General features: G+C 50.7%; 13 protein-coding genes and 1 pseudogene. 5 read left to right on the top strand and 9 right to left on the bottom strand.

What is annotated here, in order from left to right:
* The 4 genes and pseudogenes from AQR02_RS26930 to tnpB form a co-directional block, all read right to left on the bottom strand.
* Window positions 1–892: pseudogene (locus AQR02_RS26930) on the bottom strand (hypothetical protein); the annotation flags it as partial.
* 197 nt (window positions 893–1,089) lie between these two features.
* Window positions 1,090–2,283: a class I SAM-dependent methyltransferase gene (locus AQR02_RS26935; protein WP_054943429.1), complete on the bottom strand. Its 1,194-nt coding sequence runs from the start codon at window positions 2,281–2,283 to the stop codon at window positions 1,090–1,092.
* A gap of 71 nt (window positions 2,284–2,354) precedes the next feature.
* Complete coding sequence (locus tag AQR02_RS26940; RefSeq protein WP_054943430.1) at window positions 2,355–3,032, bottom strand: DUF6483 family protein; 678 nt, start codon at window positions 3,030–3,032, stop codon at window positions 2,355–2,357.
* 179 nt (window positions 3,033–3,211) lie between these two features.
* Window positions 3,212–4,291 carry an IS200/IS605 family element RNA-guided endonuclease TnpB gene (tnpB, locus tag AQR02_RS26945; protein WP_054943431.1) on the bottom strand — a complete coding sequence of 360 codons (1,080 nt, stop codon included), beginning with the start codon at window positions 4,289–4,291 and terminating at the stop codon, window positions 3,212–3,214.
* A 341-nt stretch (window positions 4,292–4,632) separates the two neighbouring features.
* Between tnpB and AQR02_RS26950 the strand changes: the two genes are divergently transcribed.
* Both AQR02_RS26950 and AQR02_RS26955 read left to right on the top strand, forming a co-directional pair.
* Window positions 4,633–5,178, top strand: coding sequence for an ArsR/SmtB family transcription factor (locus AQR02_RS26950; RefSeq protein WP_054943432.1), 546 nt, complete (start codon window positions 4,633–4,635; stop codon window positions 5,176–5,178).
* Window positions 5,179–6,486: an MFS transporter gene (locus tag AQR02_RS26955; RefSeq protein WP_108722107.1), complete on the top strand. Its 1,308-nt coding sequence runs from the start codon at window positions 5,179–5,181 to the stop codon at window positions 6,484–6,486. It begins immediately after the preceding gene.
* Window positions 6,487–6,584: 98 nt separating this feature from the next.
* Here AQR02_RS26955 and AQR02_RS26960 read toward each other — a convergent pair whose 3' ends face one another.
* Together AQR02_RS26960 and yyaC are read right to left on the bottom strand one after the other, a co-directional pair.
* Complete coding sequence (locus AQR02_RS26960; protein ID WP_054943433.1) at window positions 6,585–7,373, bottom strand: alpha/beta fold hydrolase; 789 nt, start codon at window positions 7,371–7,373, stop codon at window positions 6,585–6,587.
* A 70-nt stretch (window positions 7,374–7,443) separates the two neighbouring features.
* Window positions 7,444–7,974, bottom strand: a complete 531-nt coding sequence (yyaC, locus tag AQR02_RS26965) for a spore protease YyaC (RefSeq protein WP_245237765.1) — start codon at window positions 7,972–7,974, stop codon at window positions 7,444–7,446.
* A gap of 194 nt (window positions 7,975–8,168) precedes the next feature.
* Here yyaC and AQR02_RS26970 point away from each other — a divergent pair, with 194 nt between their 5' ends.
* Complete coding sequence (locus tag AQR02_RS26970) at window positions 8,169–8,393, top strand: DUF1128 domain-containing protein (RefSeq protein WP_054943563.1); 225 nt, start codon at window positions 8,169–8,171, stop codon at window positions 8,391–8,393.
* Between the two features lie 102 nt (window positions 8,394–8,495).
* On the opposite strand, the gene AQR02_RS26975 is transcribed toward AQR02_RS26970, so the two are convergent.
* Window positions 8,496–9,215: a pirin family protein gene (locus AQR02_RS26975; protein ID WP_054943434.1), complete on the bottom strand. Its 720-nt coding sequence runs from the start codon at window positions 9,213–9,215 to the stop codon at window positions 8,496–8,498.
* A 399-nt stretch (window positions 9,216–9,614) separates the two neighbouring features.
* Between AQR02_RS26975 and AQR02_RS26980 the strand changes: the two genes are divergently transcribed.
* Both AQR02_RS26980 and AQR02_RS26985 read left to right on the top strand, forming a co-directional pair.
* Window positions 9,615–10,118: a YtxH domain-containing protein gene (locus tag AQR02_RS26980; protein ID WP_054943435.1), complete on the top strand. Its 504-nt coding sequence runs from the start codon at window positions 9,615–9,617 to the stop codon at window positions 10,116–10,118.
* A 147-nt stretch (window positions 10,119–10,265) separates the two neighbouring features.
* Window positions 10,266–10,598, top strand: coding sequence for a DUF5665 domain-containing protein (locus tag AQR02_RS26985; protein ID WP_054943436.1), 333 nt, complete (start codon window positions 10,266–10,268; stop codon window positions 10,596–10,598).
* 253 nt (window positions 10,599–10,851) lie between these two features.
* Here AQR02_RS26985 and AQR02_RS26990 read toward each other — a convergent pair whose 3' ends face one another.
* Together AQR02_RS26990 and rsbW are read right to left on the bottom strand one after the other, a co-directional pair.
* Window positions 10,852–11,622 carry a sigma-70 family RNA polymerase sigma factor gene (locus tag AQR02_RS26990; RefSeq protein WP_054943437.1) on the bottom strand — a complete coding sequence of 257 codons (771 nt, stop codon included), beginning with the start codon at window positions 11,620–11,622 and terminating at the stop codon, window positions 10,852–10,854.
* Complete coding sequence (gene rsbW / locus AQR02_RS26995) at window positions 11,619–12,071, bottom strand: anti-sigma B factor RsbW (RefSeq protein ID WP_054943438.1); 453 nt, start codon at window positions 12,069–12,071, stop codon at window positions 11,619–11,621. The genes AQR02_RS26990 and rsbW overlap by 4 nt, the downstream gene beginning before the upstream one ends.
* Between the last annotated feature and the right edge of the window lie 6 nt (window positions 12,072–12,077).

A 12,077-nucleotide genomic window follows, 5' to 3' on the forward strand; every position in this document is an offset into this window, starting at 1 on the left:
CGGCGGCTACAGGCGCGGCGCCGGCGGCAAGAAGCGGCGCGGCCAGCCGCCGCTTCCAGAGCAGGGCTGCGGCGGCCGCGCAGGCCGCAGCCAGCAGCGCGCCGCGCGACTCGCTGAGCAGCAGCGCGGCGGCGTACGGGAACAGAGGCAGCATGCGCAGCGGCTGCCTCGCAGCACGGAACGCGCGGTGTTCCCCGCGCGAGCAATAACGCACCGTTGCATCACCGGCGGCAAGTGCAAACATCCGCTCCAGCAGAAAGACTGCCATCACGGCGCCAAAGGCGTTCGGGTACTGGAGCAGCCCGCCCAGTCTGGCCCCCGTCGCACTGACTTCCGGCGAAGCCGTATAGGCAACAGCAAAGCGAAGCGGCAGTCCGCCGCACACAGTCAGCAGAGCACTGAGACTGACTGTTATGCCCAGCCCGTGCCAGACTACTGCCAGCAGCCGGGATCCCCAGCGGGTTCCCGCGCACAGAAAAGCAGCAAGGGCGAAGCAGGAATAGAGTCCCCAGCGCAGCAGCTCATTGACAGTGCCTTGCACGGATAAAGGACTTCGCAGTAAATGAATGGCATACAGGACAAGGATCAGCAGCGGACCACCCAGTATGATTTTCACCGCGGTCCCGCCTCTTTTGTATCCTCCATTGATAGAGATTGAACTTGCAGTTATTCTATTTTGGGATTGGCTGTGACTGCTCCGCTTCCATCCGCCAGCCAAACCAGCAGCAGTAACAACGGCACACAGTACAAACCATACGGCCAGCACGCTATACATCTCCCGGGCAAAAAACATCCCGCGCAGCAGACAAGCTGCAGTTGCGGCCGTTATCACCAGTATCCCGCTCCCCCAAGCCGCAACAACCTGCAGCCGTACCATTCCCTTATTACTCATCTCATTACTCCCGGATGGCCAAGTTGCTAATAAGTATTTCCAGATTTAACCTAAAGTAACAGTAAGGGCTGAGTAAACCCTACACACAAACAAACAGGACAGCCGCCCCGCTTAGAGGCATGCTGTCCTGTACGTTATTATGCGATTACTTAATCAAATCCGCTTATGAATTACCTGTCTGGCTGTTCCGGCAGCCTTCAGCTCTGAACTGTAGTCTCAGCAGGCAGCAGGTCGGCGCAGACACGTTCAAGGTAAGGTTTGGCCCCCAGAAAATCGCGGAATGTGCTGTATTCGCGCCATTTGGCGGCATTGTCGCCGCTCGTACTTTTGACGGCACGGATAAGGATGTTCTTCGGGGTATGCTCCATATCGATGAATTCCAGCAGCTGGCTCCGGTAGCCCATCAGGTCCAGCAGCTTGGCCCGGATGGCATCGGTAGCCAGCGCCGAGAAGCGCTCCTTCAGAATTCCATGCGACAACAGCGGGCTAAGCACGTCATTCTCAATCTGGTTAAACAGCTCATGCTGGCAGCACGGTACAGAGAGGATGACCGAAGCCCCCCAGCGGACCGCTTTTTCCAGAGCAGCGTCCGTTGCTGTATCACAGGCATGCAGCGTTACGACCATATCCACCTGATCCAGCTCATTGTAATCGGCAATATCACCCACCAGGAAGCGCAGCTGGCTGTATCCAAGCTTGGCTGCAAGCTGGCTGCAGTGCTCGATCACATCAGCTTTGAGGTCAAGGCCGACAATATTCAGCTCCCGCCGTTCGCGGACAGCCAGATAATGGTACAGCGCAAACGTGAGATAAGATTTGCCGCAGCCAAAGTCAACAATCGTCAGCGGCCGTCCGGCCGGCAGATCGGCCAGCACATCCTCAACCATCTCCAGAAAGCGGTTGATCTGGCGGAACTTGTCGTACTTCTTGGCGAGCACCTTGCCTTCGCTGTTCATAATGCCCAGCTCGACCAGGAACGGAACCGGCTCCCCCTCATCTAGCACATACTGTTTCTTGCGGTTATGGGCTAAGTCAGGCGCCTCCTGCTTACTGGCTGATTTCGTAAGGATCGATACCTTGTATTTTTTGCTGATCAGCACCTGGTAGTCCGCTTCCACGGTACACAGCAGCGCCTGGCGGAACGTTGCCCGCAGCAGCGACATCATTTCTCCGGCAGCTTCCTCCGCAGGGATATTGCGGTGCTCAACCTTCGGTCCGGTATAGTAGGCAAACTGATAATGCAGCTTCCCTTTAAGCTCGACGGGTTTGACCTGCACCTTGGTGTAGGTCACCTCACCTTTGCTGCGCAGCTGACTTAAGGTTGCCGTAATTAAGGTGCGGCTGTTAATCACCTGCACTATTAATGTATTCAAAGATTCCACAGGGTACATCTCACTTTCGCATTTAAAAATGAAGAGCAGGCTCTCCTTAATATCATTATATTATAGCATGCCCAGCGTGCTTAGAGCAGATTCGTCTCCTGCCTTGCCGCAGTGGTAAGCTTCTCCCACTCTGCCTGCCCCTGTCTTACTTCTGCCAGCGGCAGGCCGCCAAGTTCCAAAACCTCCGGCGCCGTGAGCAGCAGCCGGCCGTAAAGCTTATGCCCTTCTGCCGCAACATCCTCGCCCTGCTCCCACAACCGGTACAAACTGTCTTCCGCCTTGGCATAGCGGCCAACAGATTCCAGATACGATAGCAGCAGCCGTTCCGTTTTGACCGGAAGCCGGTAAGCCTCTACTTCATTCAGAAGCTCATCGATTTCCTGCGTCATATTTAGCAGATCTCGGTCGGCACCATGAAGGTCCGCGTACAGAAACAAATGCAGTGACCGCATCGACCGGAACAGCGCCGCTTCGGTATTGCCTTCTGCCGCATAAATGCCGCCTTCCTCCTTGAGCAGCCGGGCCACACCCTGCAGCTTGTCGGACTCAATTACGCCGCCTAACCGGTACATATCAATAATATCCTCTACGGACAAGGAGTTTAACAGGCGGGAGTTCAGGCGGAAATGCCGGCCCAGCAGCTCATCTACTTCCCATAAGGCTTCTGTTATTTTCTTTTCCTGCTTCAGCGTAAACACTTTGGCCACCATGGCCGTCATATCCTCAATCATCCGGACGATATAATCTCTTCGGAACATCCTGTACACCCTCCCCGAGGCTGCGTCCTGTGCATATTTTCAAAAAAGCCGCAGTTACCAGATTATTAGATTGCTGTGAACTACACACCACCTAAGAGGTGGGTGCTTCTTGGTCAATAGAGCTACTGCTCCAAGTTTACCCAAGCTTATAGGTTAGTTCCTAACCCGCCAAGTGCCATTTACATGGCTAGTTTCAGAAGATTCATAGCAGCATTCCGGTCTCTGTCGTGCTCTGTATGACATGCAGGGCAGGACCATTGACGTACAGCCAGGCTCTTTACCTCTGCATTCTTGTAGCCGCAATAGGAACATAGTTGACTGCTTGCAAAGTTTTTTGGGGCAATAATTAATTCTCTACCGTACCATTTCGATTTGTAGGTAAGCATTTCTCTGAACATACTCCATGAGACTTCGGATATGGCTTTAGATAGCTTATGGTTCTGCATCATGTTCTTTACACGCAAGTCTTCCATAACGATCACTTGGTTATCGTTTATCAGCTGGGTGGACGTTTTGTGTAAAAAATCTTTACGTTGATTTGCTATTTTTTCATGTAGCTTGGCGACTTTCAGCCTTGCTTTATATCGGTTCTGGCTCCCTTTCTTCTTTCGTGACAAGTCCTTTTGTAGCTTCTTTAACCGTTTTTCAGATGTACGAAGATGTTTAGGATTGGCGAACACTTCACCTTCGGAAGTAACGGCAAAGTCCTTCAGTCCTAGATCAACCCCAATCGTCTTTTCTGCTTTAGCTAAAGGGACTATGTCTGTTTCAACTAAAACGGAAGCAAAGTATTTGCCTGATGGTGTTTTAGAGAGGGTGCATGATTTGATCTGCCCAGTGAATGAACGATGGACCTTGATCCGGATTTTTGTCTTTAGCTTCGGAATTTTGAGCGTTCCGCCTTCAATCGCTATTGTTCCCTTTTGATTGTTTGTTGTAAAGCTGTTGTTGTTCGTTTTCTTGCTTTTGAACTTGGGGAATCCAGTATTCTTATTCCGAAAGAATTGTTTATAAGCCTTCTCCAGGTTAAGCTGAGCATTAGCTAAGGCAAGGCTGTCTGCTTCTTTTAGCCAATGGAATTCTTTCTTGTATCTGGCAGGTGTCGTACGGAGCATGTTCCCGGCCCTTTTATAATGTTCGATTTTATCCGCAAGCATCTTATTGTAGATAAAGCGGACGGCCCCGAATACGCTCGCTAAATAATCCTGTTGCTCATGGTTTGGATAGATGAGATACTTATACGCTTTAAGAACGAGCATGCTACGCAACCTCTTTCCATAAATTCACAAACATTATAGCACAAATGTTCCTGTTTTAGGCTACATATTTTCTTAGGTGAGAAAGACCGTAGCCATTCATCCCACCACTTTAGAAGTAGGGGAATTCTGACTACTGATGGTTAAACCATTCCATCCTTGTGCGCCACCGGATGCCCCATAGTAAGAAAACCATCATCTTAAAGAAAATTGAAATCATTGACAGAAAAAGAAAACTGCCGATATAATGGGTTTATTCTAATCAATCTGGATTACAGATCGAACTATTATGTAGATCGTTTGAATTTAAGAACCTAGATTAGTGGATAAGGAGCGTTATGAAAATGAAGGATCCAAAGATTGGGCAAACACAGGAGCATCAGGATTCTGGACAACCGAATGGTCATGTCCTGCCTCCACTCTCCATAACAGAGGAGCAGAACAAACTGCTGGAAAGCGCACTGCGGATCAAAATCATGCATGCGCTCGCGGATGAGCCGCTAACCTCTAAACAGGTAGCCGAGAAGCTGCACAAAACCCCCGGCAACATCCACTACCATATTATCAAGCTGTTTGAAGGCGGATTACTGGAGCTCGTCCGCACGGAAGCCGCCGGAGGGGTCATTCAGAAGTTTTACCGCTCCAAGGGGACCTTCTTCCATTCCGAGAACCTTAGGGGCTTTCAGTTCCGCACTGAAGACAAGATTGAACATTTCACCACCCGGCTGACCTTATCCTCCGCGGAATTAGCCGCTTTTCAGCGGGAGCTCATGCAGGTGATCACCGCCTGGGAGTCCAAGATTACCCAGGGTGATGAGTATGGCGTGGAGTTCGTCATCGGGCGCTTGCCTCATACAGATTCTTCGTCAGAACCGGAGGTGAGTCCCTGAATGAATCCGGTAACTGCAACCAAATCTGCCAGCCGCAATCCCATGCGGAACTTTACAGCTCTGTTTGCGAATTCGCGTGCTTTCCCCTACTTGTGGCTGGGAAATCTGATTTCCTTCCTGGGCAGCTCGGTGACTATGGTGATTCTGCCTGTTCTGGTCTATTCCATGACCGGCTCCACGAAGACGATGGGCTTCGTAATGGCCATATATATGCTGCCTAATGTGATTATGCTGCCGATATCCGGTCATATTGTGGACCGCTACGACCGGATCAAGATTATGATGGCGGCCGATATTGCCCGCTTCGTTATTATGGTTGCGATAGCTGTATTCTCATTGACCGGTATATTAAGTATACCTCTGCTGTACGTATTCATGGGATTCTACGGCCTGCTTGACGGCCTCTTCCGGCCTGCATACTCTGCGACTCAGGCTACTGTGTTCACAGCCGATATCCGGATTGCAGCCAATTCACTGACCCAGATGAGCACTCAGACCGTCCGGCTGATCGGCCCTTCTCTCGGCGGCCTGCTTGTTACTCATTTATCTGCAGGTATCGGCTTCGGGATTGATGCATTTACCTATGTAATCTCCCTGTACTGCCTGATCTATCTTCGCAAAGCACTGATGCTGAGACTGCAGCCGAAACACTCTGTTGACTCCGTTCACACCCTAGAAGCAGCTGCAGCCCCGGCCGCTGCCCCTAACTGGATCGATGACTTCAAAGAAGGCATCGCTGTGCTGCGCAGCCATCCCTGGCTCTGGATCACAATCATTACCTTCTCCTTCTTCAATATCTGTTATGCCGGAGTCACCAGCATCCTTATCCCCTGGCTGTTCAAGGTTCACCACGGCTGGCCCCCTTACGTATACGGACTTGCCGTCACCTGTTCCGGTGCCGGAGCCATTATTGCAGGGCTGCTATACAGTCTGCGCCAGAAATGGACCCATCGGGGAATTATGGCCTACGGCGGGGTAATCCTAAGCTGTCTCGCCCTGTTCCTGATGCCGTTTATTCCGAATGCAGGGGCGGCTATCGCCTTATTCGCGGTAGAAGGCTTCGGCCTGATGATCTTCGGCCTGATCTGGGAAATCAGCCTGCAGGAGCTCGTTCCGCAGGAAGCCTTCGGGCGTGTAGCCAGTCTTGACCTGCTGGGCTCCTTCGCCTTGCTGCCGGTCGGCTACATTACAGTCGGTTGGCTGGCTGATCTTATCGGCGGCATTCCAACTATTGCGATCTTCTCAGGGCTTGGCTTACTCTGTGCTGCCTTTGTACTCAGCATTCCGGCAATCCGCAAGTTTCAATAGAACGTTTACTGATAGCCGCCAATCCCGCCAAAAAAACCGAGCAGTAATTCCCCGTCAAAGGAGAATTTACTGCTCGGTTCATTTTTTGGACTTAACCCTTATTTCTTGGTTACCGGTGCATGAACAAAGTCTTTAATGACCTCTGCCAGACGTTCCGGTGCTTCATACATACTCATGTGCCCTACCCCGGAAATGGTCGCCTTGGTCACGTTAGCCTTATCCGACGTAAAGGTTCGTTCAGCCGGCACCAGGGTGTCTTCTGCACCGGCTACGAGCAGCACCGGGAGGGCTGTCGCAGAGATCACATCACGGCGGTCCGGGCGTTCCCGCATCGCCAGAGCGGCACCTGCTGCACCTTGCGGCGGTGTCTTGTAGCCGATTTCCTTAGCCCGTTCCAGCAGCTGCGGCGCTGCTCCCGGGGCAAACAATCCGGGTACCAGACTATCCACAAAGGCAGTAATTCCGTCGTTCTGAATGGTGCTGACACTTTTCAGGCGTTTCTCCTTCGCCTCGTCACTATCCGGGTAGCCCGTGGAGTGAATCAGCCCGAACCCTTTCAGGCGGGAACCATGGCGCTGCGCAAAGGATAGCGTGATATAGCCGCCCAGAGAATGACCCAGCAGATACACATTAGTAATTTCCAGCGCATTCAGCAAGGAAAGAACATCATCTGCCATCTGGTCAATGCTGTATGCACCCAGTGGAGCATCCGATGCTCCATGACCGCGCAGATCGGGAGCAATGACCCGGTAGCTGCTGCTCAGGAGCGGAATGACCTGTTCAAAATAAGCAGAGCTTCCACAGAAGCCGTGTAGCAGTACAATGACTTCGCCCTGCCCTTGATCACTGTAACAAATATTACTTCCTTCACAACGAACATTTTCCATGACGGCTTCCTTCTTTCTATGTAGTAACTCAATCCGAATTGAGCTTATCCTTAATATTAATCAGAACACATCAACTTGAAACGAGCCCGAAGCCTTTAGCCGCAGCCAGTGCAATCTGCTCAGCCATGACCATTACCCGGTGCAGCGGTGTCGTCTGCAGCGTCCGGTACGGCCGCGGACCATTCACATCAACAATGGCAGCGAGACTGTAGTTCCCTACTTCAGGCAGGCTTAATCCTACTGACTGTGCCGGACGCAACGGCTGACTGGCAGCAAAATAAAAGCCGAGCGCAGCCGGCGGGCCCAGGCAAGCATCAATGGCTATAATAAGCTGCCCCTCCGGTATTTCCGCCATTCGCCCGATGAGGTTATCCGCATCACAGGGTGCCGGCATCGTGCCGATGACATGCGGGAAACCATACTCCTGCAGCTTACTGCCGGTCAAGGGACCCAGGGCATCTCCTGTGGACCGGTCCGTCCCGATACACAGAAAGGTGATGCTCTCAGCCGAATGCCGGGCTGCGATCTCCTGGAAGAAGGAACTCAGCTTTCCTGCATCCATTTTGATCCGTTTTCTGCTTTCCTGTTCCCTGATTGCCACCTCTCCTAGCCCCCTTTACATGATGATACTGTGGTTTATTCCCTTTAATTTAACATGATTTCAGGGGAGCAGACAAAAAAATGGTGTTTCCTTGCCCAGTCATGATAAAATACATCAGAAGAAACGATTGGTTGACCTTCGCGGAAGAGCCTTTACACCAAATCATCATACGCAGAAAGGACTGTTTGCACTCCATGGATTTAACACAGCCCAGCCAGGAAAATGTGGAATATATGATTGAGGGCATCAAGAGCAAGCTCAAAATGGCCAGCGCGGCAGCCATGCAGGCATCCGCTTTCTCGGTAGACAACTATGAGGATATACTTGATATTTATGAGGTAGCGATGGGCAGTGACAGGCTAAGCATCTCCCAGGTGGAGGCGCTTGTCTCCGAGCTTGGCCGCCTTCGGCAAAAATAAGCACCCGGATATGAACAGAGCTCCCCGCCTTACAAATCCATCCGCTGGATGGCCATAAGGCGGGGAGCTTCTTTGCTGTTGATAAGACTATTTTCTTCATCCTTACGGAAGATCGATCAGCAGAAACTCCGCTTCGCCTTCGCTGCTGGTACCCTTCAGGGTCAGATCACAGCTTTTGCGGATACGGGCGGCATCGCCAGGCTGCAGGTGGAAAATCCCTTCGCTGCAGCCTACCTCCAGATGGCCGGAGATCAGATAAATATGTGTGCGCCGATCCTCCATCTGCGGATAATAAAGTTCCCTGTTCGTCTCGAGTACAGACAGGTAAATCGTGACGTCCTCCCCCAGCTCAAGTGCTCCCTCTGCACCCTTTCCGGAAGCCACCGGCAGCATCGTATTGAATTTCATTTCACGGGGATAAAATTTCGCATCCCAGGTCGGCGGAAGCCCCGGGCGGTCCGGAAGCAGCCAGATCTGCAGGAATCTTACATCTTCGCTGGCCGACGGGTTGGTTTCCGAATGATGAATCCCCGTACCTGCACTCATAACCTGCACGCTGCCTGCCTGAAGATCCGCATGATTGCCGAGGTCATCCTGATGCTTCAGCACCCCGGAAACAACATAAGTGATGATCTCCAGGTCATGATGGGGATGCTCATGCATCCCTTGCTCCGGCTTCAGCTCATTATCATTATGGGCCAGAAGTAGGCCAAAATGCGCATTGCTGGGATCATCATAATCGGCAAACGAAAAGCTGAACTCGCTGTGTATCCATTCTCTATTGGATGTGTGGCGCTCTGCTGATGTGACTACTTTAATCATAACTTTTGCACCTCCAAAGATGTGAGTATCCTTATTCTTAAATAAGGGAGCTTTCTCCCCGCTTTCTAGGGTGATAGGCGCTTGATTATGTATTTCTTACCCCCTTCACTTCCCCGTCAATCATTGTATTTTCAATAATATTCCAGCAACCACATCTCAGCTTTATAGGTCTTGAAGCCTTTTTTGGGAGGTGCATAATCTGCTACCCGCATATTTTGTAAAGTTCCAAATACCGCTGTTTACATGATATCACCCTCTATTTATTCCCTGATCCTCTTCTATGCTTGGGTAATCTTTCCTATGCTGCTCTGCTGTTTCAGCCTATACCTCAACGTTTATATACGAAGTAAGAACGTCAGGCCATCCTGAACCCCATATTCTAATGAGGAGTGATTGGTGATGAATAAAGCAGAGACAGAATTCCCGGTAGAAAGCGGCAGCACTTTTTTCAAAGGTATCTTTATCGGAGGGTTGCTAGGAGCCGCAGCCGCGCTGTTGTTCGCACCTAAGCCCGGCCGTGAAATGCGCAGTGACTTGTCTGATAAGATCACACTGGCTACTGACAAAACCAAGGAAGTAGCTGGCGTCGTAACGGACAAAACCAAGTCTATTGCCACTACGGTTGGAGAAAAAGCAACGGATCTGGCGAGCACGGTATCGGCTAAAGCCTCCGATATCCTCACCACAGTGAGCGACAGTAAACAGCAAATCGCGGCTACCCTGCAGGAAACCGGCAAAAAAATCGGTGACACTGTATCCGAGGCGTCCGGTGATATCGCTTCTGATGTAAAAGATGCCTCAGCCGATGTGGCCGAAGAAGCCACAAACTCTTCCAAAGAGGTTGCAGATGATGCTAAGGATGTCAAAGAGGAAGTTAAAGCCTCGTACAAGTCTTCCTACTAAACTGCTGTGACTTGCCGCTCAATTTAAATTTGAGAACAGCCAGCTCACCGCAGCTGGCTGTTGTTATGCAAAATGCAGCTTCATCGCTCAGAATGAAGCTGCATTTTTATCAAAGCCTTCGCAGGCTAAAGAAAGCGGGGAGACCTTATGGGAGATGCGGGCAGCAAGACCAAAACATACGAAGTCGATGAGCATCCCTTCGAATTGCGTCATGAGGTCAAGCGTCTAAACGCACGGCTGGATAAGATCGCCGACTCACTGGAGAAATCGGAGTTCAAGGATATCCTTGAGAATTATACGGATCCCAAAAAACGGATTATAACCAATCTCATGGCCGGCATATCCAGAGGTCTAGGGTTATCGCTCGGTACCTTTGTCATTCTGGGTTTACTCGGCTATATTCTCAGCCTGTTCCTGGATGTGCCTGTTATTGGCGAATACCTTGGAGAAATTAAAAAGTATATTGATGCGAACAGCTGACTTCATTCCCTGGTTCCCCCCGCTTACAGCCCGATAACAGTACGGACTGCAAGCGGGGGGAATAGCTATGCCCGGAAGAACTGAACATACCAAGAAGAAACGGCTTTGCCGACCTGTTTAGGACGGTATCCGTTTCTGCGGGAAATAGAAGGATAATTTATTACGTAAAACATATAAATTCTTATATTTAAATAAGGACATGCCTGATCCGGGAGGATGGGCATGTCCTAATCTTGAGGACTAACGATAAGAATCAATAGGAAGAGTTCGCCATAATCTGTTTCAGCTTCTCTGTAGCCCGCTTCTGGATGCGCGATACGCTCATTTGCGAGACGCCCAGCTTCTGGGCGATAGCGCGCTGGGATTGACCATCCTGGAAAGCAAGCAGCAGCACCTGCTGCTCCTGTTCCTTAAGCTGGCCCAGCGCCTGCTGGAGATCCATACGTTTCTCCACAGTTTCGTAATCGTTGGCATCCGAGCTGATCAGTTCGCCAAGTGTGGCACCTGTTTCCTCTTGCGAGAGAGGGGAATCGAGCGATACATAATGATAACATTCCCGCCCGGCCAGCACTTCCACAGTTTCTTCAACGGTAAGATCCAGATAATGAGCAATTTCCTCTACAGCAGGGGAACGTTCCAATCTGATGGTTAGCTCATCGATGGCCTGCTGAACAAGTGCCCCCTTTTCTTTAATCCGTCTTGGAACCTGTATGTACCAGGATTTATCCCGCAGGAAATTCTTCATATGCCCAATCATGCTCTTCATCGCATAAGGCTCGAAGGGAATTCCCAGACTGATGTCATATTGCTGAAGCAATCTGATCAGCGCCATCTGTCCTACCTGGTACAGATCTTCATACAGATCGGGACGGTTGCGGGCAATTTTGCCGGCAGCCATCTTTACCATCGGTTCGTATTTACGGATCAGCACGGTGGCAATTTCATTATCTTTGGTCTGCTGGTATTCCCAGATCAGGCTTATCGCTTCATTCATGGACTCTGGGGGAGTCACTTTATCACTCATACTTTCTCCTCGCTGAAATTAAGCCGCTTAGTCAGGGTAACGACTGTCCCTCTCCCTGCTTCACTCACGACGCTAACGTCATCCATGAGTGCCTGCATAAGATAAAAGCCCAGTCCGCCTACCTCAACATCATTCAGCTCTTTATCATGCAGCGTCATGCGTGCTTCAGGTGTATCCAATCCGTCAAAGCTCTCCCCTTCATCTTTGACTGTAATGGATAAGGCACTTGGTCCTACTTCAAAAATCACATCGACAAGCCCGTCTTCCTGACCGTAAGCATACAGTACGGAGTTGTTACAGGCTTCCGAAACGGCTACTTTCATATCCTCAATGTCCTCATAGGTAAAGCCCATCTTCGAGGCAATTCCATATAAATTCAGTCTGACGATATCGACATATTCTGCGCTGGCGGGTAACTGAAGAATTACTTTTTGCACGTCATCACTCATCCTTAG

Origin of the sequence: Paenibacillus ihuae (assembly GCF_001368795.1) — a bacterium.
In the GTDB taxonomy this organism is placed as follows: domain Bacteria; phylum Bacillota; class Bacilli; order Paenibacillales; family Paenibacillaceae; genus Paenibacillus_AQ; species Paenibacillus_AQ ihuae.

Coding starts and splice junctions, on each gene's coding strand:
- tnpB (WP_054943431.1), bottom strand. CDS start 4,291: ATGCTCGTTCTTAAAGCGTATAAGTATCTCATCTATCCAAACCATGAG.
- AQR02_RS26980 (WP_054943435.1), top strand. CDS start 9,615: ATGAATAAAGCAGAGACAGAATTCCCGGTAGAAAGCGGCAGCACTTTT.
- AQR02_RS26960 (WP_054943433.1), bottom strand. CDS start 7,373: ATGGAAAATGTTCGTTGTGAAGGAAGTAATATTTGTTACAGTGATCAA.
- AQR02_RS26935 (WP_054943429.1), bottom strand. CDS start 2,283: ATGTACCCTGTGGAATCTTTGAATACATTAATAGTGCAGGTGATTAAC.
- AQR02_RS26990 (WP_054943437.1), bottom strand. CDS start 11,622: ATGAGTGATAAAGTGACTCCCCCAGAGTCCATGAATGAAGCGATAAGC.
- AQR02_RS26975 (WP_054943434.1), bottom strand. CDS start 9,215: ATGATTAAAGTAGTCACATCAGCAGAGCGCCACACATCCAATAGAGAA.
- AQR02_RS26985 (WP_054943436.1), top strand. CDS start 10,266: ATGGGAGATGCGGGCAGCAAGACCAAAACATACGAAGTCGATGAGCAT.
- rsbW (WP_054943438.1), bottom strand. CDS start 12,071: ATGAGTGATGACGTGCAAAAAGTAATTCTTCAGTTACCCGCCAGCGCA.
- AQR02_RS26950 (WP_054943432.1), top strand. CDS start 4,633: ATGAAGGATCCAAAGATTGGGCAAACACAGGAGCATCAGGATTCTGGA.
- AQR02_RS26940 (WP_054943430.1), bottom strand. CDS start 3,032: ATGTTCCGAAGAGATTATATCGTCCGGATGATTGAGGATATGACGGCC.
- AQR02_RS26970 (WP_054943563.1), top strand. CDS start 8,169: ATGGATTTAACACAGCCCAGCCAGGAAAATGTGGAATATATGATTGAG.
- AQR02_RS26955 (WP_108722107.1), top strand. CDS start 5,179: ATGAATCCGGTAACTGCAACCAAATCTGCCAGCCGCAATCCCATGCGG.